A 24,092-nucleotide genomic window follows, 5' to 3' on the forward strand; every position below is an offset into this window, starting at 1 on the left:
TGTTTATTTAATAGCCAATTAACGTTTAACCGACCGGATGCAGAGCATTGAAATCCCGCCAATCAATGAGAAGATAAAGGAAACAATAAAGATAGCTGAAAAACCAAATACAGAAATGACTAAGGCCGCAATGACAGGCGCAATCGCTTGAGTAACGGTATTTCCTAAGTTATAAACTCCAAGGAAGAAGGCGACTCGGTCTGGGTCAGGAATCACTTCTAGGTTCAACAAATTATCCAGTGAGTTCCAAACGCCCATTCCGATGCCGGCCATGAAGGCGTAGATGATGATCCCGGTGTTATCACGAAGGAGGAATAGTGTAATGGCGCCAATGGCCAAGAAAATGGTTGATAAGCCAACTGGCCATTTTAGCACTTTAAACTTGTCAGAGAGTGGCCCGGCGATGAAGCCCATTAGAATCCCGAAGATCAACATAATGGTATTGATCAATTGAATAGAACTTTGAGTTTGAGAACCTCGGTGAAGAAAATCGGTCATGATGTAGAGGATGTAGCCAGTAATAGCGAAGTTACCAACCCCTTGGAACAGTTTACCAATGAGGGCGAGGTAGTAGTCACGGCCGGTTGACCAACCTGGGAAAACAGAGGTAATTTCTTTTAGACTGAACTTTTGCTTTTCTGGTGCGGCTGTTTCTTCAGTCGTGTCATCAATGTTGCTAGGTTCGTGAACGATTAAAACGGCAACCAAAGTACCGATGAAGGTAAAGATCCCGAAGATAATAAAGCCTAACCGAAATTGACTTAAGAACATCGCCCCAACCACGTTGAAGCCGTTATTGCCAAGGGCCATCCCTAGGCCACCGTAAGCAGAAGAGGCGGTTCCGCGGCTGTCCTTATCCGCAAAGTCGATCCAAGCAACCATTGGGGCAACGATAAAGTTGAGGGCCGCTTGACCAACCATCCAGGCGGTTAATAGGTAGGGAATGTTAGTGGCAAATGACGCTAGAATCATTGCGAGCATGAAGACAAAAGCCCCACCGATGATCCAAGGTGCCCGCTTCCCGAAACGAGATTTAGTACGATCAGATAACATGCCGGCGACCATGTTAGAAATGGCGGCGACGATCATCCCACAGGTGGAGAAGAGGGCGACTAAATTGACTTTATTGGCGGCGTCCAAGTGTTGGAGTAACGCAGGTAGAAACAGACTGTTCATCGCAATGTAAGGTCCCAACCAACTGGCGGGCCCAATGATTAAACCAGGAACTAGACGTTTTAATGAAATCGTTGTTTTTTGCATATTACTCATCCTTTAAGTGTATTGTTTTTGACGGTATAGTAACTAAAATCAGCAAATGATTGGTGCTGGTAAGCATCGACAGCACCGATGAAGTTGAATAGACCAGTGAATCCCCCGATTTCGCCTGGTTCACCGTTGACCCCTTCATCGGAAAGGTAGGTGACATCGATATCTTGGGTAAGTCGTTGCCAATCGGATTGCGAATCTAAACGGTAACTGATTGTTGCGAAACCCATGTGATAGCGGAGTTGAAGTTCAACTGTATCGTTTTTAACGGGAACTTCCGTGAAAATATCATCGGTTCGTTGTCCTAATTTGGCTTGAAGAACGCGAAGGACAGTATGGTCTTCCGTATCATCCTGACATAGGCGGACATACAGCCAGTTATTGGCATCGTAGTACAGTCCCAGACCTGCCGTTTGAGAGTAGTGAACGGGGTGAAATTCTAGTTTCGTTTGAACGGTGTAATCAAGTGAGGTTGCGCGAGTTGCCATGATTGCGGGATCCACTTGGGAGAAGAAGGAATTATCGCCATAGATTCTGAGGTGTCCCGGTCGTTCAGTAGTGTTGACCCAATCGTTAGTTTGTTCACGATATGGGGTCATAAAGTGGGCTGGGACTTGGTTCGTCTCGAACTGATCATTGATATCAAAACTGGCGAAGTCTTGTTGAGTATTAGGATAATCACGAGGTGCGGGCGTGGTTGCCTTGGCAAGATTTGACCCGTCAGCCATTTGTAGCCAACCATCTTGCGACCAGGTCATCTTTTGGAGACTGGTTTCGCGACCGAGTGGATTGAGGCTTGTTCCCGGTAATGGTCGTGACATGAGGTGGGCAACGTACCAGTCACCGCTTGGGGTACTGACTAGGGAGCCATGACCGGATTTTTGAATTGGCGTGTTTGGATTCTGCATTTCAAAGTGCCCGGCGTCTGGATCACCTAATGAAAATAGGTGGTGCGGTGATGAGGTAATGATCGGCTCACCTGAAGGATGTGGGGTGTAAGGGCCAAAGACGTCCTTGGCACGACCGATTTCGACGCCGTGCGCATAGCCAGTACCACCGGCAGCAATCAACAAGTAGTAGTACCCATTGTGCTTGTACAATTGGGGTGCTTCGGCACAACCACGGGTGGTAAAGCCGGTTGTGACCCGGTGCCAATCACCGATAATCCCGCCATTGACTAAATCAATTTCAGCGACAACGATGTGACCAGGCGCTTGGTAACCAGTCCGCGTTTCCCACTCAAGAATGGAAACGTAGTGCCGACCATCATCATCGTGGAATAGAGCGGGGTCAAAGCCAATCGATGTGAGGTAAATGGGTTTTGACCAAGGACCATTAATGCTGTCGGACCAAACCGCAAAGGAATCCGAATTGAATTCACGGCCGGCCATGTTTTGCATGTGTGAGTAGGCTAACCAGAACCGTTTAGATGCTGGGTCGTAGGATAAATGGGGTGCCCAGATACCAGCGGGCGTGTTCGTGCCTCGTAAGTTAACTTCGCCGTGATCGAGCGCATAACCGGTTAGTTCCCAGTTCGCTAAATCAGTTGAGTGAAAAATCTGAACCGCCGGGGTCCAATGAAACGTAGAGGTCGCTAAGTAATAATCGTTACCTACCGGATAATTGATGGATCGGGTGCCATACCTGGAATAATTGGATTGTGAATAATTGCCATAAATTTAATCGACTCCATTCTTAAACGTAAATATTGATATAACAGTATTTATAAGCGATAATGAAAATAAAATGTAACGTTAACTGAACAAGTTGTATGTTAATATGAAAGCGGATACAGTTCAATTTATTACAAGAAGAACGTCAGAATATGAACCTGACTAGGTAAAAAATGTCACTTTGGAGGTTGAGCGAAATTATGACGGATCATCACGAAAACGTGGTTTCAAATTTGGATATTGGGGTTCGTTTCTTTGAGTCAGATGTGACAACGAGTGGCTACGTACCGTTTCACTGGCACAGTAGTATCGAAGTTGTCTGTGTGCTAACGGGAAAACTGACCTTTAAGTTTGATGGGCAATCACACGTGGTGGGGCCGAATCAGTTTATGGTGGTATCATCTGGGGTCGTGCATGATGTGACAAACTTGCCTAACCGGGCGTTTGTCTTGCAGATTCCCCTAAAATTTTTTCAAACGTTTTATCCTGATCCGGAACGGTTACGGTTTGTGCCAACGACTGCTAATCAAGCGGCGTATCATACGGTATTATCACTATTTGATGATCTGTACCGCGTTAAACGTGACCAACAACCGGGATATTTGTTTGATTTCGGCGCCGTTTTGTTGAAGTTGATTAAGACGTTGATTTTAAATTTCACCACGGAGACACCGAACTTACCGCAACGAACGGATGGCATTAAAGAACTACTGGTTTATATTAATCAGCATTACCAGGCCGCATTGAATGAACAGCAGTTAGCCGACCAGTTTGGCTACAACGCCAGCTATTTATCACGGCTATTTAAAAAACAAACTGGCGTCACCATGATTCAGTATATCTACGTGATTCGACTCAATGCCCTTTATCAGGATGTGATCAAGTCGGGGACACCGATTGATAAGCTGTTTGCCAAACACGGGTTAACGAACAAGCGGACCGCGCGTCAATTATTCAAAGAAATGTATGGCGTGCTCCCCAGTGAACTTCGGCGCCAGCAGTTAGCCAAGCAATCGTCGTGATAATTAGGTAAATTAAATAGCCTACCGAATTCTGGCTTAGAATTCGGTAGGCTATTTGCGTCAGAAATATGAGTTACAACTCAATCAACCCCAACTGCAACGCCTTTGCCACCGCCTCAGCCCGGGAAAAAACGCCCAGTTTATTATAAATACTAGTTAAATGCGACTTCACCGTCCGCTCACTCACGTGCAAATCGGCTGCAATTTCCTTACTGTGCTCACCCTGAGCAACCTGCGTTAAAATCGCGTGTTCCCGGGGTGACAGGTCAATTGTGGGTTCAGCAGGCTTGGCAGGCGCAAAGGCTTTCCCGGCGATTCGGGGTTCGATGTAGGTCTCACCCTTCATTGCCCCGCGGATGACGCGAAGAATCGTGTCTTTATCGGCGTCTTTCAATAAGAAGCCTTTGCACCAAGCTGCATAGCTTGCTGAATCGGTTCCTGATCATCAAAGGTTGTGAGCACCACTATGGGTAGGTCTGGGTCAGTATCATGAAGTTGACGCATCATCGCAATGCCGTCCAGTTTCGGCATGCGAATATCAGTGAGGACGAGGTCGGGATGCAGCGAAGCGACCTGTTGCAGACCGGCTTCGCCATCGTTCGCCGTTCCAAGCACGTTGATATCCGAAACCGTTTCAAAAATGAGTTCGAGTCCCGCCCGCAAAATCTGGTGGTCGTCGACAATCAGTAAGTTGATCATGAGTTAGCAAGTTCCTTTCTGGTGGCTGGCATGGTGAGGGTGACGGTGGTCCCTTCGTCTGGCGCGCTAACAACGGTAATGACGCCGTCTAGACGGGTTGCCCGTTCTTGAAGACCCTGTAAACCAAAGTGGCCTGCCATTTTTTTCTTAGACTGCGATGACATGTCAAACCCAGCACCAAAGTCGATAATTTTGAGTTTGAAGATGTCATCGTGGAGGCTACTAGTTAACAGTGCTTGGTCGGTGTTAGCGTGTTTCGCCACGTTGGTTAACGCTTCGGTGACGATCCGCGTAATTTCGGTGAGTTGACTCGGTGAATAGTCCGGGATGTCGTTAATTTTGGTGGTTGTCGTCACTTGGTAGTTTTTTCGAATCGCTTCGGTAACTAAATGCAGTCGGGCTGGCAAACTTTCTTCCGTGGTACTCCGTAGGTCGGTTAAGGTGATTCGCGATTCGTGGAGGGCACCGCGCGCCACGTCGATACTGTTATCAATAATCTCGGCGGTGCGCTCGGTATTTCCCTGTTCCAAAAAACTCTTGGCAGCTTCCAGCTGCATGACCGTGCCCGCTAACCCTTGCGTGAGGGTGTCGTGGAGTTCACGGGCGACCCGTTGGCGTTCGGCGCGGATGGTGGAGGTTTCAACCTGTGTGTAAGCGAGTTGCAGTTCAGTGTACAGATTCTCGACCCGCTCGCGTTCCTGAACCTGGCGTTGGTAGAAGCGCCAGTAGTAGAAGACCATCATCATCACAAACCCGAAGGACTCAAGGGTCACAAGCGCCATCATCCAACCGACCGCAATCGAGTAGGCCCCCCACATGAAGAGGTAAACGGTGGTGACATACCGTAAAATTCTTTTCGAGTTATTGTAAGCAACGATTGATTCGATGGTAAATACGGGGTAGGTCCCAATCATCAACACGGGTGCGCTGGTGGGCATAAATCGAATGTAAATCAGCAGTAGTAGCATGGGACAACCAATTAATAGGTAACGCCGGTGCTGATAAAGTTTGGGTCCAAACCAAATCGTCGCAATCAGACAGACGGTTGCTAGGAGGATAAAGAACGGAATTAAGGATTGATGCGATGGCGCATACCGTGATAGCAGTTGAAATTGTTTGTTTGAAATATGGGTGCGAATCAGCGCAATTGCGCTGGTACTCACATAAACGGCCACAAACCCGATCATGATCATCCAGACGATCAGCGGGCCACGAATCGCGCGTAACGTCTGAATCTTTTGTGCTTCGGTAGGTTGGGTCATGGAAAAGTTCAGCTCCTTCAAATGGTTTAATTGACTCAAATTATACACCAGTTACATATCGCAAAAATACCAGCTTGGGCCCGTCAACGACCGCAAGCTGGTATTTTTGGAATAGATGTTTTGTGGGAGTAAATTAAGTTAGTGCGTCATTGACGAGGGGAGCGCCAGTGACGGTTAATTATTGGTTTGAGAGAAATCGCTTGATGACACTTCATTAACGCAATTGGTTGAGTTTTTGACGGGCATCGCCTCCTTGACTATTTTTGATATTAGTCTGCTGATAAGGCGTCGATTGGGTTCAGCTTTGCGGCACTCCGCTGGTAGCATTGCTGCTAACAAGGAGATAACAAGGGCAATCACGAAGACCGTGACCACGTTACCAATCGTAATTTGAACGAAGGCAAAGTTTGCAATCGAGGCCAGTAAGTGGTTGGTGAGCAGTTCACCGCCAATCGCAACGACTGTGGCTAAAGTGGCACTCAAGACCCCAATAATCAGAGATTCACTGATGAACAGGCGGCGAATGTCTTTTTTACTTTCACCTAATGCACGGAGAATTCCGATTTCCTTAGTTCGGGCGCTAACTGACATATACATCGTGACGATGATCATCAGTGCGGAAACGACTAATGAAATGGCAGCGATGGCGGCCAGAATGTTAGTGGCAAGGTCAACGTAGGTTTGAACTGTACCGATAATCGAGCTAACTGAAGTGGCAGTGAAGAGTCGCTTGCCGTTCATCTTGAGTTGGTTCATCTTCTTGGTGGTGGCGTTCACGTTGTCGAGTTTATCAACGCTCACGGCAACCCCAGAAGCAGTGGTATCGACATTGTTGGCTTTCATAGCCGACGTTAATGTCTTCGTGTTGACGTAGTTATCAAAGGCCATGCCCATGCTGTTGGAGGTGCTGGTGATGCCGGCAACCTTAGCCTTGAACTTGACGGTGACCATCTTGTTATCCTTGTTTAATGTCTTGTAGGACAGGGTGATGGTTTTACCAATTAGAGACTTGTAGTCGTTCTTCGAGAAGGTCTTGGCAACGCTCTTTTTGTCGATCAACACTTCGCCGGCCTTTGGTTTGTGGCCGTACTTGATCGTGTTGGTCGTGGCGCTAGCGTTCCAGTTTTGCAGAGTTGAGATGGTAGCGGTCTTACCGCTGTACTTAGCTGTTACACCACTGGCCGAGTAGACCTTGTCGACTTGGTCGACATGTTTGAGGTTTTTCAGCTTGTTGATTTGTTTATCGGTTAAGCTGACCTTCTTGGTGCTGGTTGTAGCAGCACCACCGGCTGCAGCGGATGGACCAGCTTGTGATGCACCGCCACTGCTACTTGGGGCAGCTTGGGCATCAGCCGCAGCGACTTACTGGTCTTTTGGTAACGACTCACGGAAACCACTTGTGGGTTAACCATGTCGTTGACCTGTTTGTTGATGTAACCCTTGATCCCGTTGCCTAAGCCGGAGAACAGCATCACGGCAAACAGGCCGATGGCGGTCCCTAACACGATGAGGGAGTTGCGCCAGAAGTTGTATTTGAAATGCTTATAGGCGGTTTTGTAGGAAACGGATGCTGGCAGTAACTTAGATTTTAGCCGCGGTGTTTCGTCAGTTGCGTAAGCATCTCGGAGCTTCGTGTCCTTGTCGATTTGGCCGTCTTCCAAGTGAACGATTCGAGTACCGGCGTCAGCCACAGATTGTGAGTGGGTCACGGCAATGACCAAACGGCCTTCAGCGGCGATGTCATCCAAGATTTGGAGCACTTCCTGAGTGTTTTGCGCATCCAGAGCGCCGGTTGGTTCGTCGGCGATGATCACTTTTGGATCACTAGCCAACGCTCTGGCAATGGCCACCCGTTGCTTTTGCCCACCAGATAATTGGTTGGGATACTTGTGCGCTTGCTCCTTCAAACCGACCCGTTCAAGCAACTGCATGGCGCGGGCTTCTCGTTCGGATTTGTTGAGGGTGGTCATATCCAACGGAATGAGCACGTTGTCGATAACCGATAAGTGACTGATCAAATTGTAGGCTTGGTAAATGTAGCCGATGGTATCTCGGCGGTAGGTATCCAGGGCCTTTTCATCGTTGTGGTCAAGGCGTTTGCCGTTCACCGTCACGCTTCCTTGGAACTGACGGTCAAGGCCACCGATGATGTTCATCAAGGTTGACTTCCCACCACCAGATTCCCCGAGGATCGATACGAACTCGCCTAAATCGAAGTTCAGATCGATGCCTTTGAGGACTGGAAACTCCTCTTTCCCTAAATAGTAGGACTTATGAATGTCCCGTAGTTCTAAATAACTCATATAGTGCCTCCCGTTAACTGATTAAGTAGGTCTATCATAACGGGAATGAGATTGGGCAACATCGGTCGAAAGGACATTGTTTGGCTTCCCTTTTGGGCAGAGTGTGAAAAAATGCGTTTAGGACCCAGAATATAAGTAAAGACGACCAGTAATCCCCGGTTTTGGGGGATTACTGGTCGTCTTGGCTTATATGGCCGGGTCCTACATTTTTTCACACGTTTCGGCGTGGTGGCCAGAAGGTGGTTAGGCTGACAAACTTCAGAATCAAAAAAGGAATCCTAAGAATACCAGTTCAAACTAAGCCGAAACAAACGTCACAGCAAAACACGTCGCCAAGTATCACCCAGGATAATAATTAGGCATATCTTGGTCGTCTCTGCTTATATGGCCGGGTCCTGTGGGCCTTCGAACGGATAAAAGCATGACATCAGGATAAAGTGGCTGTTTTCCCAATCGCTAATTCACACGCAACTCATACAACCGCGACTCCCGATCCGGATAAGCATAACGCACCCCCAACTGTTCAGCAGTAATTTGCCGAAATCCCTGCCGCTCATAAAACCGGTGTGACCGATGCTCACCTTCGGGGGTATCGAGGACGATGCGACTAAAACCGTGCGTTGTCGCAAACGCTAAGAACTGTTGGTAGAGCTGCTGTCCCAAGCGCACAGGCTCACCCCGGTATTTCGGATACGTAAAGAACTTCTTCAAAACGGCAGTGTGGGCATCGACTGGCAGTAACGCAATCGTGCCCACCACGTGGTCAGCGTCTAGTGCCAACCAAAAGTCGCCACCACGAGCCTGGTAGTAGTTTTGAATATCGAAAATGTCTGCTTGTTCAGCCATCTTGATGTTGAGGTGCGCCTCGAGATTTTGGCAGTAGTTGATGACGTCGACGATTTCGGCGAGGTGTTGTGGATTAGGTTGATAGGATTGAATTTGCATTGTGAAACCTCCGTTGTGTTTAGCATAGCTTTAGTGTACGCTGAAACCAGTTAGTTGGAAAATTGATAGTTACAATAGTTATTATCAATTATTTTGATAAGAGGGGTAAAGAGATGGAAATTCGAGAACTACTCACCTTTAAGACAATCGTGGCGACCCGAAGTTTTTCGAAAGCGGCTGATCAATTAGGGTATACCCAATCAACGGTATCGATGCAGATTCAGCGATTGGAAGCGGAACTCGGTGCGAAATTACTGACTTATCAACAGCGGCGGGTTCAGGTGACCGAAGCGGGTCAACGCCTATTGCCACTGGTGGAACAAACGCTCACCAGCTTCGATGACGTGGCCCACTGGGCGACCCGAACGCAGGAGATGGGTCGCTTGCGAATCGCAGCACCAGAGTCGCTGACCATTTCGCTACTGGCTGCTAAACTTCAGCACTTTCAGCAGCAGTGGCCACTGGTGGAGTTGCAGTTGCAAAATGCCACTTGCTTGCACAATGAGGCAGCATTGCTGCGACACGATGTTGATGTAGCCTTTATGATGTGGCCGAGTCAACCGGACACTCGTTTAATTGATCATGACCTTGGGTTGCAAGATATCGTCTTGGTGACGAGTCAAGCCAACCAAACCTACGAGGCACTGCTGGCGGATCGAACAGCCACGTTTGTGATCAACGAACCGGACTGCAGTTACCGTAATCAGTTTGAAACCGCACTGTGGCAACAACATCAGCGCAAATTTCGAACGATAATGCTACCAAGTATTGCGGCCATCAAAGCAACAGTCGTTAATGGCATCGGGTTTAGTTATCTGCCACGGAAAATGGTTCAGCAGGAACTAACTGCCGGCGAGTTGTTTGAAGTGTCAACGGACATTGATAACCACGTTCACGCGCATTTATTGACGCGACGTGATCAAGCGGTAACGCCGCAGTTGACGGCATTTTTAAACTTATTTGAACCGATTGCTGAAAAATAGTTGCCCTAGACCCAGCTCAAAGGTTTAAACTAGCTTCAATAACAATAAGGTCAGGTGACAACAATGAAAATCAAAGCCGTTTCCGAACAGTACGACATTCCCGCCGACACCCTCCGCTATTGGGAACGGGTCGGTGCTATCCCAGCGGTTCATCGGGATTCAGCTGGTTATCGCGATTACGATGAAGAAGATCTGGGTTGGGTTTCGTTTGCTAAATGCATGCGGGGCGCTGGCGTTTCAATTGAGTATTTGATTGAATACATCACGCTCTATCCCGGTGGGGAGCGGACGCATCAAGCACGCAAGGATCTCTTGACCGAACAGCTTGAAGTCATTAAGCGGCACTTGGATGAGGTTCAAGAGACTTATGATCGCATCTCGGAAAAGGTTGCCCACTATGATGATCACGTTGAAGGGGCAGCCAAAAAGTTAACGCGGTAGAATTGAAAAAGCGGTATGAACTCTGATGTGGAGGTCATACCGCTTTTATGATGGTCCTAAGCTGGTGAGTTGGCGCTATTTGCTAACCACCGTCTGTGACTTCGGCGCATCATCCCCAGCGCGATAGGCTGCCGCAAACTGTTTCGCAAAATCAGCTAACTTAACCTGACCGTCAAATACGGGGTGTTGCTTGAGATCGGCGTAGAGCTGTTCCGGATGACGTTGATATTGGGTGCTCTTAACGTAAGGGTCAACGATACTGTCCGGCACGCCGTTAGCACGCAAAGAGGCTGCGAATTGGTCATCAGTGATCTCGACCAATTTAAGATCTGGCAACGCCAAAGCCTCGCGGAAAGCCGCAATCATCTCATCGCCCGTAAACGTGTCGCTAACAACGTAACGGATGGTCTTGCCAGCTGGAACATTGGTTAAAACGTCAAAGACGGCTGCAGCGATGTCGACTGGTGAGACGTATTTTCGTTCAACAGTTGCTGGGACGTTGCTGTAGATGGCGTGATCCTTTTTGATGCTTGGTAAATTAGCGTAGAGGTTGTTGTAGAACCCAGTTGGCCGCACGATAGCTAGGTCGATATCAGTCAAACTGGAGAGGACGTCTTCGATGAAGTGGTAGGCGTACAGCGTACCAGCGGGTTCGTCTTGAGCGGCAATGCTGCTGAGGTTAACCACTTTTTTAACACCGGCGTTTTGAATTGCTGACTTGAAAATCTCAGCTTGTTGCTGAGCAGCAGCGAATAGGTCTGGGGCGGTGCCAGAAATCATTAAGTAAACAACGTCACGACCGGTAAATTGTTCAGTTAAGAACGCGGCATTGGTCATGGTACCGACTGCGGCGTGGGCACCTAACGCTTCAATTGTAGCAACCCGTTGAGCGTTAGTCGTGATGACGGTAACATCGTGGCCGGCTTGGATGAGCTTCGGGACGACGATGCGGTTAACGTTGCCGAGGGAACCGAGTAAGGTAATTTTCATTTTGAGGAACTCCTTTGATTTTTAAAAAATAGGTTTATCTTTTTAGAATGTCACTATCATAAAAGATAGAGCTATCTTTGTCAAGCTTGTACTTCCGAAAAAATTGCGTAAACTGGGAGAAACGAACTAACGACCGGATTTTTGGCGATATGATTTTAAGGAAATGTGGGTTAATAACATGCGAAAAAAGGATTTAACGAAAGAAGTACGCATTCAGGATGCGACTGCGGCAATTATCCTCAAAGAAGGGGCGGCAGCCGTTTCAACGGTGAAGGTGGCGAAACGGGTTGGCATTTCTCAATCCAACGTGTACCTCTACTTTAAGAATAAGGATGACTTACTGCTGAGTGTTTATCAGCGCGAGCAAGCACGCATTCAGGCGGCTGGCGATTTGAATCAACTGACGGACAAGACAATCGCGTTACCAGTGCGGTTGCGGCTTTACATGCGCGGTATTTTTGATTACGCCGTTGATCATCCAGAAAGTTTGACGTTGATTCAACAGATTAAATTTTTGATGGGTCAAGATGACGGTAATCCGTTATTAGCAACGGTTCAGGGGACGCAAAACATTGTTGAAACGTTGATGCAAGAAGCTGTCGATGCGGGCGTTATTCGCAACGTACCGGTCAACGTCCACATGTCACTGGTCTTTTCAATGATCCATACCCATACGTTGAACCTGAAACGCGGCTTATATCAGCCAACTGACTACTCGTTTGAAACGTTCTATGACTTACTTTGGTCGGGTATCAAGGGGCCGGCTGCCGATTAAAATCAGCGCTTTTTAATTCGGAATGAGTAGGGTACACTAAGACTAATAAACTTGACGTAGGGGGAAATAAAATGAGCATATCGAAGCGACAGGTTGTGAAATATAGTGTTGTCTTCGCCATCTTTTTGGTTTGTGTAATCTATCCACAACAAGTATTTGGTGCAATCGGCAACTTGTTCAACGTTGTGATGCCATTGATTTTGGGGGCAGCGATGGCGTACTGCGTGAACTTGCTGTGCCGGCAACTTGAAAAGTGGTTCTGGCCACACACCAAGCAAAAGTGGTTAGCGGGACTTCGCCGACCAATCGTGTTAGTGGTATCAATCATTCTCATTCTATTGATCATTAGTGGTGTCTTGCGGTTGGTGATCCCACAGTTCGTGGATGCCATCAGTGGATTCTTCAAGGCGCTGCCAAGTACGATCAACGATGTGAACCAGTGGCTGACGAAGTTCGATCAGAGCACGGCTATCACGAAAAAGTTAGCCAGCAGTCAATTCGACTGGACCTCGATTCAGTCGAAAGTGATGAAATACCTGCAGGTGGGTGCTAGTGGGGTGTTCTCATCTACGGTATCGATTTTCAGCGGTTTGACGAAAGGCTTGATGAATTTTATTTTGGCTTTCATCTTTTCAATTTATCTCATCATGGGTAAGGAAAAAATTGGCCGGACACTGGACCGCTTGATGTTGGCGTTCTTACCGGAAAAATTTGTGACGAAAACGCATTACGTATTGCGAGAAACCAACCAAGTTTTCTCAAGCTTCATTGCCGGCCAGGTGTTGGAAGGCTTCATTCTTGGGACACTATGTATGTTGGGGATGCTGTTATTCCGTTTTCCAGACGCCGTTTCTGTTGGGGCGTTAATGGGGGTCACCGCATTGATTCCAATGATTGGTGCTTGGATTGGTGGGACCGTTGGCTTCGTGTTAATTGCAGTTACCTCACCAATTAAAGCGGTGTTCTTCATTGTGTACATCTTGATTCTCCAACAAGTTGAAGGTAACTTAATCTACCCACGGGTGGTCGGCACGTCGATCGGCCTGCAGGAATCTTAGTCTTAGCAGCCATTACGATTGGTAGCGGCTTAGGTGGCATCGTGGGCATGCTGCTGGGCGTCCCAGTCGCTGCGACGATTTATCGATTGGTGAAGAATGAGTTGTTGAGGAGAGAGGGTGGAGCAAAGCGGTTAGAGACTGGAGCATAGGTTACTTTCACCAGAAACCCCGATTTTGGGGGTTTGTGGTGGAAGTAGCCTATGTGCAAGTCTCTGCTTTGTGGAACCCGTTTAGTCTCGAGGACAGGAAAGCAGTTAAGAAGTATTGATCATAATCTAGAGTCCTTAAGAGAGGGCGGAGCGAAACGGGTTGAAGGTGGAGCCTAAGTTACTTCCAACAGAAAGCCGTGGTTTTCGGCTTTGTGGTGAAAGTGGCTTAGGTGCAACCTTCAGTTTCGCGGAGCCCGTTTAGGCTCGAGGACAGAAACGCGGTTGAAAACTACCAACCACAAACTAACACGCTTGAAAATAATCAACTAAATTAAAAAAGAGAACCTAGTCAACCACCATCGACTAGGTTCTTTTTGGTCAACGATTTTCAAATTACATTTAGTGAAAAAACGCTTGAATGTGATTGTTGTCACGTTGGAAAATATCGAGTTAAATGAACTAAAATCGTTTTTATTATCAATAGCAAGTAACTAATACATTGGTAAACATACGTTAACAGCGTACATTACATTATTCTAATTATTGAGTAATAGCAACAAAATACTTTCAAAAAAAGATTATTTGTGAAGAAAAACACTATCTTTTTGGTCAAAATGGTGCTATCCTTAAATCAACATCAATCGATGTAATTTCGCTGGAGGTGTTCGGTTTGACAGATCGTTTAAAAGGTAAGGTTGCAATCGTTACAGGTGGTACGTTAGGAATTGGCTTAGGCATTGCTAAGCGTTTCGTTGACGAAGGTGCAAAAGTGGTTATTACTGGCCGCCACGCCGACGTTGGTGAAAAGGCCGCTGCTAGCATTGGTGGACCGGATAAGATTCGGTTCTTCAAGCATGATGCTTCGGATGAAGCTGGCTGGGTCGATTTGTTTGACGAAACCGAAAAGGCCTTTGGTCCCGTTTCAACGTTAGTTAATAACGCCGGGATCGCTGTCAACAAGAGCATTGAAAACACGACAACGGAAGAATGGCACAAACTACTGTCCATCAACTTGGACGCCGTATTCTTCGGCACACGTTTGGCCATTCAACGGATGAAGAATAAGAACCTAGGGGCTTCAATCATCAATATGTCTTCAATTGAAGCTTCATCGGTGATCCTAACTTGGGTGCTTACAACGCATCGAAGGGTGCTGTTCGGATCATGTCGAAGTCAGCTGCTTTGGATTGCGCTTTGAAGGACTACGGTGTCCGGGTCAACACGGTTCACCCAGGGTACATCAAAACGCCACTAGTCGATGACTTGCCGGGGGCTGAAGCAGCCATGTCAGAACGGACTAAGACGCCAATGGGGCACATTGGGGAGCCCGATGACATTGCGTACATGTGCGTTTACTTGGCTTCAAATGAATCGAAGTTTGCAACGGGTTCTGAATTCGTTGTCGATGGTGGTTACACAGCACAATAATTAATGGTTAACACGTAGGAGTAGGCGCCGTTAAAGCTGTTGTGAGATGTTAATGAAGTGAATTTCTCAAGAAGTGGATTTCTCAATTGACAGTGGTCAACTGATGGGCGGTGCCCCGTTGGTTGGCCATTGTCACTTATAACAAAGAAGCTCGCCGAATTCGTGATGTCGAATTCAGCGAGCTTTTTGGGTTAGTTTAATCTTCAATCGTAACGCCCAGCGCCAACGCGAACGGCACCGCCTGAAGCGGATCGATTCGGCAACCGCGAACGAGCCGCGGTGTAAACCGGAAATCTTCGATGATGCTGGTCCGAAAATCAACGGACTTTAACGCCGTATCACTAAAATCGGCGCCGGTTAAGTCGCAGCGGTCAAAATTGAGGGCGTGTTTAATCGTTGTGGCTTGATAAACACTTTCCTGCAACCGAGTCGTTTCAAAGTGGCAGTCGTCCAAGTTGGCTTCGGAAAAGTTACAGTAGTCAGCTTGAGCATCGTGGAACGTCACCTGTTTGAGGTGACTGTTGCCAAAGTCGCTGCCAACTAACTGATCCGCTTCAAAGTGGCAGCGATAAAATTGACTGTTTCTAAAATCCGCGTTCAAAAAGCGGCAATGACGAATCGTGCAGTCTAGCCACTCGCCAGCGGAAAAATTCTCCTGCTGGAAAGTACAGTGGTCAAGGATCAAATCGCTTAACTTGATTGCTTCGTGTGCATAGGTAATCGTACAGTTTTGGTAAGTATGTTCTGGTTGGAGATCGTCAAAGGCCAGTGTTTGGTCCTCAACGATGGGGTAATCAGGCATAGGGAAGCTCCTTTAGAGGTAGTTTAATCAAAATGCCGCCACTTCTTGTCCATCAAGAAGCGGGCCACAAACAGGCCGAGTGGCAGGAACATGATCATTAGGCTGGCACGGGTCAGCCAGAGAGCCCCCGTGCCGATGTTGTTGAGGCCAATGGCGTAGATACCGCGGTAGATGTACAGTCCGGGCACCATGATGACGATGGATGGGACCGTTAGTGAGATTCGCGGATAGCCATTGTAGCGGTTAATCGCTGAGGCGAGGAGTCCAGCGACCAAGGCACCACAAAAGGCTGCGGCAGCTGGTGGTAGGGACGTGAGTTGTGTCAGTTCAAGGCGGAGCGTGTTGGCAATGGCGCCAATCACGCCGGCGGTAATCGCCATTTTCTGTGAGCTGTTAAACATCATCGAGAAACCGTAGACCCCCGCAAAACTGGCCGGCAAACGTAGTAATAATAGCGTGAGTGAACTTAAGCCAAGTGGGGCAAAGTCTTCGGGTCGAAAATGCACGCCGAGGGCCACTAACCAGCCGACTAGCGTTGCCACAATGGTGATCATCAAGGCGTAAGTCAGCCGCTCTAAACCGGAGCGCATATCGAGTTTAGAAATATCCAGGAAACTTGTAATGAACGGAAAGCCGGGAATCACAAACAGCATGGCGCCAATGTAGCCGGCCTCGTGGTGACCGGGTACGTGGAACCCAATTTGCAGAAGTTTAAAGGCCAAAAAGTAGCCCAGTCCAGCAACGGCAACCCCAACGGCCAAGCCTGCGATGGTGGTGACGCGGTGTTTACCAATTGCGCCACGGGTCCAGTTACCCAACCCGGCGCCAACGAAGGTGCACAGCATTTCAATCCAACCGCCGCCAAGCAGAAAAATAAAGCCGGCACAGGCAAGGGCGGCAGCTAAACCGCGGATAGCTGGGCTGTAGTGACCGGGACGATTTTGAATTTCATCTAATTTTTGATGAATCTGGCGAACAGTCAGGTCAGCATAATCGGTGTGGAAACGTTTAACGAACTGTTCCAACGTGTATAATTTATCGGTGTTCACGCCGGTGTTGGGCAGTGCGAGCACCTGCGAGTAACTGTGACCGGCATCGAAACAGGTGTAGTTGATGCTGGTTAAGCCAATGTCAGCGGAGCAGGTCAGGTTGAGTTCCCGGGCAACGGTGTTCATGGCATCGCGAACGCGCCAGGCCCCAGTACCACACGACAGCATTTGAATGCCGATACGGCCAACGATTGACGCCCGCGCCTTAACGTGAGCGGCCTTAACGTGTTGGTCCTCATCTTGCGCAAATGACTTCCAGGGAATCGTCATGTGGTGGTGCTGTGAAACGGTGTAAGTAAATTTTGATGGTTTTTGGTTATCCATGTGGCCTCCAATAATAAACGTGTCGTAACTACCAACAGTGTACTACGGAAGCGCCGATGTGGGCAATGGACTAAAAAAGCACGGTGACCACTTAGCTATGTGATCACCGTGCGTTTGATTGATACGGAATTAACTGACTGGCAATAAAAAAGTCTGGTTAATCTGTTTGATTGTTGCGTTTACGGGCGCCATCGCTTCTTCACCATCAATTTGAATGTGTTGTGGTGAGTTCACGAGGAGGTGGAACGTGTCGTGATCAGCAGTGTGGATATTGTGGTTCAGGGAGCGTCCCGCATAAATGGAGCCGATGACTGGAATCAATTTACGCCAAGTCGTTTTTTCAACCATGACGAGGTGGATGCCAGCCTGCGCATTTTGACGGTCAGACAACAACTGGACGCCACCACCGAAGTAGGGGTGGTTGGTGAAGACGCATAAGTAAGCGTGGTCTAGTTGGTGATCTTTGCGGGCCTGCCAAGTCAGCTGGAATGGTTGCTGGTGACGGATGGCCTTTAACAGATTAGCGGCGTATGACATATTGCCAAGCTTCAGCTTATTTAGGAGTCCTTTGATTTTAGAATGGTTGGTTTGGTACACGATATTGGCATCAATGCCGATACCCAGATTATTGATAAACACAATTTCACCTAATTTAGGGTCACTGACAAGGCCAATTGCGGTGGCAGTTGCCTGAGCCGTTAGCAGTTGATTAAGTGCGATTAATGGCTTTTGTGAAATACCGTGTGCCCGCGCAAAGTCGTTGCCAGTCCCAGTTGGAATGTAGCCGACTGGCAGTTCAAGGTGCGCTTGGTGTAAGCCGTTCACAACTTCGTGGAGGGTGCCATCACCGCCGAACACGACCACGATGGTATCGGCAGCGTCAGTCAATTGACTGGCGAGTTCTTGCGCATGACCCGGATACTGGGTGTGTTGCGTATGTAAGGTAAGACAGTTGGGCTGGAGCTGTTCGATCAATTGATCTTGGAGCCGTGCCGTTTTCCCGTTCCCCGCAACGGGATTAATGATCAGTTCGACGTTATTAAGCAAGTGAATATTCCCCCTTATAGAATAGTAATATTCTACTGAAAATTTGGGCGAACTGCAATGCATAACTTAGCCAGATTTGGTCATTTTGTAAAAAATGTTGATGGGGTGAACGGTTTCGACTAAGATTCGGAGCTAACGAAAATCGATAAATGTCGTTAATTTCATTTCGAAATCATTTGTGCTAAGCTACCACTAACGACTAGTAAGCACGAAGAACGAACGAAAGGATCTTGATGGATGAGTAAAACGAAGGAGTCAATTATCGCGGCAACCAAGCAGTTAGTGATCACCTTGCCATTTGATAAGATCACCGTGACGACGATCATGGCGGAAGCGGGAATCAGACGGCAGTCATTTTACGACCATTTCCGGGATAAATACGATGTGTTGGCTGATATTTACCAAACGGAAGTCAACGACGCGGTGCGTTACTGCGGCAACTACCGGCTTTGGCCACAGACTTTACTGGCGATGATGACCTACTTTAATGAGAATCGAACCTTCTACCAACACGTGTTACAGTTGGATGAACAGAATGCGCCCGAAGAAGTCATCGGTGAGCACATCAAGAAGATGGTCGGCGAAATCTTCACGAGCTTAGGCGAGTACGAAAAAATCAGTCTCAACACGGACTACTGCGACTTCTTACGCGAAGTGCTGGGCGAGACGCTGTTTACCTCATTGAAGAAGTGGCTGTATCAAGATCCTGAAGTGTCGTTTAAACAGGAATATGAGTTTTTGAAGTTCTACCTCGAAGATGGCATTAATGGCTTCTTGCTGCGGAGCAAACGAATCGATCGTTATCGTTATATGAGCGCTTGACGGTTACGCTTGTGTCCAGCGTAAGCATTCTGCTGTTCAGTTTGTGAAGTGCGGTGATTTGCTTGAACTGCCGATTCCGGTCAGCGACTAGGTTCCTGCTGTGGGGCCGGTCTGAGCCGAAGGGCGGTCTCAGACCTCGAAGTAAGCCTCGCCAAAACCCACGCGAGTCTTAACTTCGTCCCCGATGATTGGCGGTTGTCGAAAGAGCACCAACAACCACCAATCATCGCGACACAGCATCCACCTATCGCTGACCGAAATCTCATATTGCGCAATTTGGCACTATTGCAGACCATCTCAAGTGCTTAACTGCACGGCTTGCGACAGTATTGCAACGACTGACGTTGAGTCGACAAACGGCAGGATAATCATCAGTCAACGTGATTACAACGGATGTCTGAATGTCGACGTAGCTACATTAAACCTACACAAACGTGATGCACGACCGTCAGATTTAGTATCACGCACTCGTTGATTCATTGCGGTTACTGAACATTGACCACAATCGTTTCTTACAGTTGTTGAGTTACCATCTAGCGTTGCTTATTACGCGGTTTCGTCAGCTTCAGAATGTGACAGTCAGAGATTCTGATTGCCAACAGCGCACCATGCAGCGGGAGGCGGAGGCGCGCGAGGCTCAGCAGTGTCGGTATGACTTAAGCAGTCGTAGTCCGTGGGGTTCGGGCTGCGAGTGCTTTAGTCATACGCGGGTCCGGAGAGATCCGGCATGGCGGTTCTCAGCCATTCCTAGCTCGTAGGCCCGCCACTGCGTTCCAGCCTCGCATAGCGCCGGAGCCTCCCGCGGCATCTTCCCACTATAGAAAACCAGAATCACTTCACAAACTAAACATGCTTACGCTGGACACAAGCGTAAGCACAAAAAAAGACAGACCACAGCGGGTCTGTCTTTTTTATACCAGTTACTTCGTCAATCGAATCGCATCAATCAACATCTTAGCACCGTCAAACATGGCACTCCGGTCAAAGGTCATGCCGGGAACGTGCAAGCCAGGTTTGAGGTCGCAACCAAGGCCAAGCATCGTGGTTTCCTTGGCGATGCCGTCGTAGGCGTAGAAGTGAAAGTCATCGCCACCTTGGGATGGCTTGGCTTCAACGAGGCCGTCTTCACCAAGGACGTTAACGATGGCTTGGCGCATGTTAGCCATGGCAGGTTCACTTGGAATCGAAGCTGGTGAGAGGTCGTTACCGTCAAGGATCACTTTGATGTCGTCAGTTTCGACGCTCTTCATGATGGCGAAGGCCTGTTCTTGCATCTCGTTCATTAAATCGTTGTTCCGCGCACGGAGGTCAACGGCGAAGGTGGCACGATCTGGCACGATGTTGGAAGATTCACCCGCTTGGAACATCGTGGTGATGCAGGAGTAGGGGGTGTCCGTGTCCAGTTTGATTTGTTTGAATTTTTCATTAATGGTGCTAAAGGCATCGATGACGTTGGCGCCTAACCATGGGCGGCCAGCGTGGGCCGTTTTACCAGTGATGGTGACCCAGTAGGTCCGGGTGGCGGCAGCCATGATGATTGGGGCAGCGTGTTTACCAGCGATATCGTTGGCGGCCGCAACGTGCACGCCGTATAGGCAGTCAAGTTGTGGTAGTTGCCCACTCTTGATGACCCGTTCAGCGCCAGTGACCGTTTCTTCGGCGGGTTGGAAGATGACTTTCAACGTGCCAGGTAGTTGGTCAGGATTTTCCGAGAAGTATTTGGCAACGGCTAAAATCATCGTCATGTGAGAATCGTGGCCACAGGAGTGGAAGACGCCGGTTTTGCTTGGTAGACTTGTTTTAAGGCATCGATGTCAGTCCGAAGACCAATCAGTGGTTTGCGGCCGTCGCCAATGGTGGCGAGGAGGCCGGTGAAGCCATCGAAGCGTTCGTAGCTGATGCCCATTTCGTCTAAACGGCTAGCCAGGTAATTAGTGGTGTTGACTTCTTGGAACGCAATTTCGCCACGGTCATGCAGGTAATTGAAGTCCGTCATCATTTGAAGTTCGTCTAGGGTTACTGGGGTTAAGGTTTCGTTAGTAGTTGTCATCATTCAATTTCCTCCTATTGTTGTGGTTACTTGTTGGTTCGATAAGCGTCCTTGAGTGAAATCCCTTGGGCAGCGGCGTAGTTGACACCCTTTAGAGATGGCGTGTTCAACCGGGCGATTTGACCCTGGTTCACTGGTAGGATGGCTTGGTCGTTCATCAAGATTTGACTAGCTTGCTTAAAGTCGTTGTAACGGGCTTGTGCGTTGTTAGAATCAGTCGTGTTAGCTTTCTTGTAGACGGCATCGTAAGCACTACTGCTGTAGTTACCAGCGTTGTTGACGTTGTCAGTGGTTGAAAGTTGGAAGAACTCGTCAAGGTCAGGATATGAGGCGATCCAGTTCGTAAAGCGAGATCGTAGCCTTTCTTTTGTTGCATGGTAGTGATGGCTTGGACCTTTGGTTGAACGTTGATGTTGATCTTCAAGCCCTTGAGGTATTTTTGAGCTGAGGATTGGATAAATTCAGCGGATTGTTTGAAGGCGTCCACGTCGTAGCAGACCAAGTTCAAGGTCATCTTAGACATGCCGAGTTCCTTCATCCCCTTAGCCCAGTACTTCTTAGCTAAGGTTGGGTTATAGTCAACGGATTGTTTTACACTGGCGTCCTTGGCGAAATCCTTCCCATTTGATGTTCTTAGACATTGCTTCTGGCGCGATACCATAAGGCGCCTTAGCACCATTCTTCAACACGTTCTTGGTTAAACTCTTACGATTGATCGTCAGTGAGATGGCCTTACGGATGTTGGCATTGCGAAGGGCTTTTGTCCGGTAGTTGTAGGCGATGTAATCTGTTTCACCACTTGGGTAACTGAGGTAGCCTTATTGTTAGCTTCTTGAGCGGCTTGTTGACCCGCCAAGACGATGTTGTCTAACTTACCAGATTGGTAAAGTGACAAAGCAGTTTCGGGTGACTTAGTGACTAAGAACGTTACCTTATTAAGTTTAACGTTCTTCTTATCCCAGTACTTTGGTTCTTAGTAAGATCCCAACGAGACGAACTCGTGGTCCACTTTTTAACAACGAACGGACCGCTATAAACCGTTTTGTCTGAAGTTGTGCCGTAAGCCTTGCCATACTTGTTGACCACTTTTTGATCTTGTGGCAGGAAGGGAACGGAAGCACAGAGATATTTGAAATAAGGCGTTGCTTGAGCCAGTGTGACTTGAACGGTGGTTTTGTTTAAGGCTTTGATGCCAAGTTTCGATGGGGCTAACTTGCCGTTTTCAATGGCTTGGGCATTCTTAATAGGTAAGAACCGGTAAGCATCGGCTGCCTTGGTTTCAGGGGTTACCGCCCGGCGCCATGCGAAGACAAAGTCGTTAGCGGTGAGGGCATCGCCGTTGCTCCACTTGAGGTTCTTGCGAAGTTTGAAGGTGTAAACCGTCCCGTTTTGAGTTGGTTTAACGATGCTAGTTGCTAAGCCCGGTTCCACCGTGGTGCTGTTCTTCATCCGGTAGAGGCCTTCTTGGGTGTTGTTGACGGTTTCTAGCGCGCCAACGTCGGTGATCATGGTTGAGTCAAATGACGAAATGTCGGCCTGTTCCATAATGGTTGCGGTTTGTTTCGTACCTGAGGTGGACTTGCCACATCCTGAAAGTAGAACCCCGGTTGCTAAAACTGAAATGGTTAATAAAGCAGTGAATGATTTGCGCATATGTGTTGCCTCCTAGTAGTTGTCGTGTCGATGATCGTTATGGGGTGACGCCTAGTGCAGACTATGATGCGCATGATGCCGGCCACCAGCGCAAGTGTTATTAAGTTGTTGGGTAAGACTCGGTTCATCAAAATCATCCTTTCAAAGCTATAAATATTAAAAAGCCCCCTCAATGTCAGTTGACATCGAGAGGGCGATTATTCATCACGGTTCCACCTCTGATTTGTAACCACCTCGCGATGGCTACCTCAGTAAGTTCGTTAAAACTTGGACCGGTAACGGGGTCAAACGGGTGCACTTACTCACTTAGCGCTTCAGTACACCAGCTCTTAGTTGTGGTTCGGTCTCACGTGTATTCTTTCAGCCAAACGAATACTCTCTTAAATGAAGACCTACTTAGACTAGTCACGGCGTTTTCTAATTGCTATTTAATTTAAACTAATCTTAATTTAAAGTCAAGGATAGTTTAAGATTTTGGTTAAAATTCAAAGTTAATGATGTGTGGGAAGGCTGTTGAATCAACGCTAATCGCTAACTTAATCAAATTTAAGATTTATTTTTCAATGGCGTTAAAAGCGCGTAAACTTAACAGTATGATGAGAAGGCGGTGTTGAATGATGACGAAACAATTATTTTTTGATTTTGACGGCACGGTGGCCGATTCTGAACGGGGCACCGTTCGGGCGGTAAAATACTGTGTTGAACAGATGAAATTGAAACCGCTTACGGAAACTGATTATCGATCGTTTATTGGACCAACCATCTATGATAGTTTGGCGCACTTTTATCCGGAGTTGACGCAGGCTGACATTAACCACGGCGCAGACCTGTTTCATGACTATTATCGAGAGGTGTCACTGTTTGATTTGACCATCTATCCCCGATTTTTAGAGACGATGACAACCCTTAAGGAGGCGGGCTTTCAGCTTAACCTGGCTTCCGCTAAGATTCAGGCCCAGTTGGATCGGTTGGTTGCTCACTTTGCGTTAGATCAGTATTTTACCGGTGTTTATGGTGCGATTCCTGACGCCATGAAGAAACCGGCAATTTTAGCGGTCGGTATCGCCGACACTGGCGTTGATCCTAAGGAAGCGTTGATGGTTGGTGACCGAGAGATGGACGTTGAAGGCGGTCATGCGAATCACGTACCGGTGATTGGGGTGACGTATGGTTTTGGGAGTCGTGAAGAGCTTGTCGCGCACCGGGCGGATGTGATTGTGGATCGACCAACAGAAATCATTGAAGCCGTTCAAAAATTGATTGATTAGCTATTTTAATCGAGTTCTTAAAAAAGTAACGCAAAATTGAATATTGGTGGTATACTTATTCAAAACAAACCAAAAGAGGTCAC

22 protein-coding genes, 3 pseudogenes and 1 other annotated feature are annotated in these 24,092 nt (G+C 47.9%); of the genes and pseudogenes, 8 read left to right on the top strand and 17 right to left on the bottom strand.

Translation table 11 applies throughout. The features are described 5' to 3' along the window. Positions 1-18 precede the first annotated feature (18 nt). Together JCM2765_RS01995 and JCM2765_RS02000 are read right to left on the bottom strand one after the other, a co-directional pair. Positions 19-1,260: an MFS transporter gene (locus tag JCM2765_RS01995; protein ID WP_054733126.1), complete on the bottom strand. Its 1,242-nt coding sequence runs from the start codon at positions 1,258-1,260 to the stop codon at positions 19-21. Between the two features lie 5 nt (positions 1,261-1,265). Further along, positions 1,266-2,941 (bottom strand): annotated as a pseudogene (locus JCM2765_RS02000) (glycoside hydrolase family 43 protein). A gap of 198 nt (positions 2,942-3,139) precedes the next feature. Here JCM2765_RS02000 and JCM2765_RS02005 point away from each other — a divergent pair. After that, on the top strand, positions 3,140-3,961 hold the full coding sequence (locus JCM2765_RS02005) for an AraC family transcriptional regulator (protein ID WP_054733128.1): 822 nt from the start codon (positions 3,140-3,142) through the stop codon (positions 3,959-3,961). Positions 3,962-4,034: 73 nt separating this feature from the next. On the opposite strand, the gene JCM2765_RS02010 is transcribed toward JCM2765_RS02005, so the two are convergent. The 5 genes and pseudogenes from JCM2765_RS02010 to JCM2765_RS02030 form a co-directional block, all read right to left on the bottom strand. Further along, positions 4,035-4,355 (bottom strand): response regulator transcription factor, encoded by a 321-nt coding sequence (locus JCM2765_RS02010; protein WP_054733131.1) that lies wholly within the window; start codon positions 4,353-4,355, stop codon positions 4,035-4,037. Beyond that, the gene (locus JCM2765_RS02015) at positions 4,352-4,660 is read right to left on the bottom strand and encodes a response regulator (RefSeq protein WP_054733133.1); all 309 of its coding nucleotides are present in this window, start codon (positions 4,658-4,660) and stop codon (positions 4,352-4,354) included. The genes JCM2765_RS02010 and JCM2765_RS02015 overlap by 4 nt, the downstream gene beginning before the upstream one ends. After that, positions 4,657-5,922, bottom strand: coding sequence for a sensor histidine kinase (locus JCM2765_RS02020; RefSeq protein WP_054733135.1), 1,266 nt, complete (start codon positions 5,920-5,922; stop codon positions 4,657-4,659). Before JCM2765_RS02020 ends, JCM2765_RS02015 begins: the two co-directional genes overlap by 4 nt. A 269-nt stretch (positions 5,923-6,191) precedes the next feature. Continuing rightward, positions 6,192-8,225 (bottom strand): annotated as a pseudogene (locus JCM2765_RS02025) (ABC transporter ATP-binding protein/permease). A gap of 456 nt (positions 8,226-8,681) precedes the next feature. After that, the gene (locus JCM2765_RS02030; protein WP_054733138.1) at positions 8,682-9,170 is read right to left on the bottom strand and encodes a GNAT family N-acetyltransferase; all 489 of its coding nucleotides are present in this window, start codon (positions 9,168-9,170) and stop codon (positions 8,682-8,684) included. 113 nt (positions 9,171-9,283) lie between these two features. Here JCM2765_RS02030 and JCM2765_RS02035 point away from each other — a divergent pair, with 113 nt between their 5' ends. Together JCM2765_RS02035 and JCM2765_RS02040 are read left to right on the top strand one after the other, a co-directional pair. Continuing rightward, positions 9,284-10,153: a LysR family transcriptional regulator gene (locus tag JCM2765_RS02035; protein ID WP_054733141.1), complete on the top strand. Its 870-nt coding sequence runs from the start codon at positions 9,284-9,286 to the stop codon at positions 10,151-10,153. 63 nt (positions 10,154-10,216) lie between these two features. Then, positions 10,217-10,594, top strand: coding sequence for a MerR family transcriptional regulator (locus tag JCM2765_RS02040; RefSeq protein WP_054733144.1), 378 nt, complete (start codon positions 10,217-10,219; stop codon positions 10,592-10,594). A 75-nt stretch (positions 10,595-10,669) separates the two neighbouring features. Here the strand turns inward: JCM2765_RS02040 and JCM2765_RS02045 are convergent, their stop codons facing one another. After that, positions 10,670-11,584: an SDR family oxidoreductase gene (locus tag JCM2765_RS02045; RefSeq protein ID WP_054733147.1), complete on the bottom strand. Its 915-nt coding sequence runs from the start codon at positions 11,582-11,584 to the stop codon at positions 10,670-10,672. A 178-nt stretch (positions 11,585-11,762) separates the two neighbouring features. On the opposite strand from JCM2765_RS02045, the gene JCM2765_RS02050 reads away from it, so the two are divergent. The 3 genes and pseudogenes from JCM2765_RS02050 (at position 11,763) to JCM2765_RS02060 (ending at position 14,994) form a co-directional block, all read left to right on the top strand. Next, entirely contained in the window at positions 11,763-12,359 is a 597-nt protein-coding gene (locus tag JCM2765_RS02050; protein WP_054733150.1) for a TetR/AcrR family transcriptional regulator, read from the top strand. A gap of 71 nt (positions 12,360-12,430) precedes the next feature. Then, positions 12,431-13,417, top strand: coding sequence for an AI-2E family transporter (locus JCM2765_RS02055; RefSeq protein ID WP_225351919.1), 987 nt, complete (start codon positions 12,431-12,433; stop codon positions 13,415-13,417). Between the two features lie 819 nt (positions 13,418-14,236). Continuing rightward, positions 14,237-14,994, top strand: a pseudogene (locus JCM2765_RS02060) (NADP-dependent (R)-specific alcohol dehydrogenase). Positions 14,995-15,190: 196 nt separating this feature from the next. Here JCM2765_RS02060 and JCM2765_RS02065 read toward each other — a convergent pair. From JCM2765_RS02065 to JCM2765_RS02075, 3 genes are all read right to left on the bottom strand, one after another. After that, positions 15,191-15,796, bottom strand: a complete 606-nt coding sequence (locus JCM2765_RS02065) for a pentapeptide repeat-containing protein (protein WP_054733153.1) — start codon at positions 15,794-15,796, stop codon at positions 15,191-15,193. 23 nt (positions 15,797-15,819) lie between these two features. Next, positions 15,820-17,169, bottom strand: a complete 1,350-nt coding sequence (locus tag JCM2765_RS02070) for a threonine/serine exporter family protein (protein WP_054733156.1) — start codon at positions 17,167-17,169, stop codon at positions 15,820-15,822. 129 nt (positions 17,170-17,298) lie between these two features. Continuing rightward, positions 17,299-18,216 carry a diacylglycerol/lipid kinase family protein gene (locus JCM2765_RS02075; protein WP_054733159.1) on the bottom strand — a complete coding sequence of 306 codons (918 nt, stop codon included), beginning with the start codon at positions 18,214-18,216 and terminating at the stop codon, positions 17,299-17,301. A 237-nt stretch (positions 18,217-18,453) separates the two neighbouring features. Between JCM2765_RS02075 and JCM2765_RS02080 the strand changes: the two genes are divergently transcribed. Continuing rightward, on the top strand, positions 18,454-19,038 hold the full coding sequence (locus tag JCM2765_RS02080; protein WP_054733161.1) for a TetR/AcrR family transcriptional regulator C-terminal domain-containing protein: 585 nt from the start codon (positions 18,454-18,456) through the stop codon (positions 19,036-19,038). 920 nt (positions 19,039-19,958) lie between these two features. On the opposite strand, the gene JCM2765_RS02085 is transcribed toward JCM2765_RS02080, so the two are convergent. From JCM2765_RS02085 to JCM2765_RS02100, 6 genes are all read right to left on the bottom strand, one after another. Then, positions 19,959-20,783: a M20/M25/M40 family metallo-hydrolase gene (locus tag JCM2765_RS02085; protein ID WP_054733164.1), complete on the bottom strand. Its 825-nt coding sequence runs from the start codon at positions 20,781-20,783 to the stop codon at positions 19,959-19,961. Continuing rightward, positions 20,780-21,091: a hypothetical protein gene (locus JCM2765_RS02090; RefSeq protein ID WP_054733167.1), complete on the bottom strand. Its 312-nt coding sequence runs from the start codon at positions 21,089-21,091 to the stop codon at positions 20,780-20,782. Before JCM2765_RS02090 ends, JCM2765_RS02085 begins: the two co-directional genes overlap by 4 nt. A 23-nt stretch (positions 21,092-21,114) precedes the next feature. After that, on the bottom strand, positions 21,115-21,249 hold the full coding sequence (locus tag JCM2765_RS18625) for a hypothetical protein (protein ID WP_263849287.1): 135 nt from the start codon (positions 21,247-21,249) through the stop codon (positions 21,115-21,117). Beyond that, positions 21,246-21,749, bottom strand: a complete 504-nt coding sequence (locus JCM2765_RS02095) for a hypothetical protein (RefSeq protein WP_054733170.1) — start codon at positions 21,747-21,749, stop codon at positions 21,246-21,248. The genes JCM2765_RS18625 and JCM2765_RS02095 overlap by 4 nt, the downstream gene beginning before the upstream one ends. Beyond that, the gene (locus JCM2765_RS18945) at positions 21,667-21,870 is read right to left on the bottom strand and encodes an ABC transporter substrate-binding protein (protein WP_082404952.1); all 204 of its coding nucleotides are present in this window, start codon (positions 21,868-21,870) and stop codon (positions 21,667-21,669) included. The genes JCM2765_RS02095 and JCM2765_RS18945 overlap by 83 nt, the downstream gene beginning before the upstream one ends. Before the next feature lie 145 nt (positions 21,871-22,015). After that, positions 22,016-22,741, bottom strand: coding sequence for an ABC transporter substrate-binding protein (locus JCM2765_RS02100; RefSeq protein WP_054733173.1), 726 nt, complete (start codon positions 22,739-22,741; stop codon positions 22,016-22,018). Positions 22,742-22,927: 186 nt separating this feature from the next. Continuing rightward, positions 22,928-23,159, bottom strand: a binding site (T-box leader). 196 nt (positions 23,160-23,355) lie between these two features. On the opposite strand from JCM2765_RS02100, the gene JCM2765_RS02105 reads away from it, so the two are divergent. Further along, positions 23,356-24,009 carry an HAD hydrolase-like protein gene (locus JCM2765_RS02105; protein ID WP_054733176.1) on the top strand — a complete coding sequence of 218 codons (654 nt, stop codon included), beginning with the start codon at positions 23,356-23,358 and terminating at the stop codon, positions 24,007-24,009. Positions 24,010-24,092: the final 83 nt, after the last annotated feature.

The organism is Secundilactobacillus similis DSM 23365 = JCM 2765, assembly GCF_001311075.1.
Lineage (GTDB): Bacteria > Bacillota > Bacilli > Lactobacillales > Lactobacillaceae > Secundilactobacillus > Secundilactobacillus similis.

Bases quoted from the DNA above. Each gene is read 5' to 3' on its own strand.
- JCM2765_RS02065 (WP_054733153.1), bottom strand. From the start codon at position 15,796: ATGCCTGATTACCCCATCGTTGAGGACCAAACACTGGCCTTTGACGAT.
- JCM2765_RS02090 (WP_054733167.1), bottom strand. From the start codon at position 21,091: ATGATGACAACTACTAACGAAACCTTAACCCCAGTAACCCTAGACGAA.
- JCM2765_RS02015 (WP_054733133.1), bottom strand. From the start codon at position 4,660: ATGATCAACTTACTGATTGTCGACGACCACCAGATTTTGCGGGCGGGA.
- JCM2765_RS02050 (WP_054733150.1), top strand. From the start codon at position 11,763: ATGCGAAAAAAGGATTTAACGAAAGAAGTACGCATTCAGGATGCGACT.
- JCM2765_RS02040 (WP_054733144.1), top strand. From the start codon at position 10,217: ATGAAAATCAAAGCCGTTTCCGAACAGTACGACATTCCCGCCGACACC.
- JCM2765_RS02095 (WP_054733170.1), bottom strand. From the start codon at position 21,749: ATGGTATCGCGCCAGAAGCAATGTCTAAGAACATCAAATGGGAAGGAT.
- JCM2765_RS02085 (WP_054733164.1), bottom strand. From the start codon at position 20,783: ATGACGATGATTTTAGCCGTTGCCAAATACTTCTCGGAAAATCCTGAC.
- JCM2765_RS02055 (WP_225351919.1), top strand. From the start codon at position 12,431: ATGAGCATATCGAAGCGACAGGTTGTGAAATATAGTGTTGTCTTCGCC.
- JCM2765_RS01995 (WP_054733126.1), bottom strand. From the start codon at position 1,260: ATGCAAAAAACAACGATTTCATTAAAACGTCTAGTTCCTGGTTTAATC.
- JCM2765_RS02100 (WP_054733173.1), bottom strand. From the start codon at position 22,741: ATGCGCAAATCATTCACTGCTTTATTAACCATTTCAGTTTTAGCAACC.
- JCM2765_RS02070 (WP_054733156.1), bottom strand. From the start codon at position 17,169: ATGGATAACCAAAAACCATCAAAATTTACTTACACCGTTTCACAGCAC.
- JCM2765_RS02030 (WP_054733138.1), bottom strand. From the start codon at position 9,170: ATGCAAATTCAATCCTATCAACCTAATCCACAACACCTCGCCGAAATC.
- JCM2765_RS02045 (WP_054733147.1), bottom strand. From the start codon at position 11,584: ATGAAAATTACCTTACTCGGTTCCCTCGGCAACGTTAACCGCATCGTC.
- JCM2765_RS02005 (WP_054733128.1), top strand. From the start codon at position 3,140: ATGACGGATCATCACGAAAACGTGGTTTCAAATTTGGATATTGGGGTT.
- JCM2765_RS02020 (WP_054733135.1), bottom strand. From the start codon at position 5,922: ATGACCCAACCTACCGAAGCACAAAAGATTCAGACGTTACGCGCGATT.
- JCM2765_RS02080 (WP_054733161.1), top strand. From the start codon at position 18,454: ATGAGTAAAACGAAGGAGTCAATTATCGCGGCAACCAAGCAGTTAGTG.
- JCM2765_RS02105 (WP_054733176.1), top strand. From the start codon at position 23,356: ATGATGACGAAACAATTATTTTTTGATTTTGACGGCACGGTGGCCGAT.
- JCM2765_RS02035 (WP_054733141.1), top strand. From the start codon at position 9,284: ATGGAAATTCGAGAACTACTCACCTTTAAGACAATCGTGGCGACCCGA.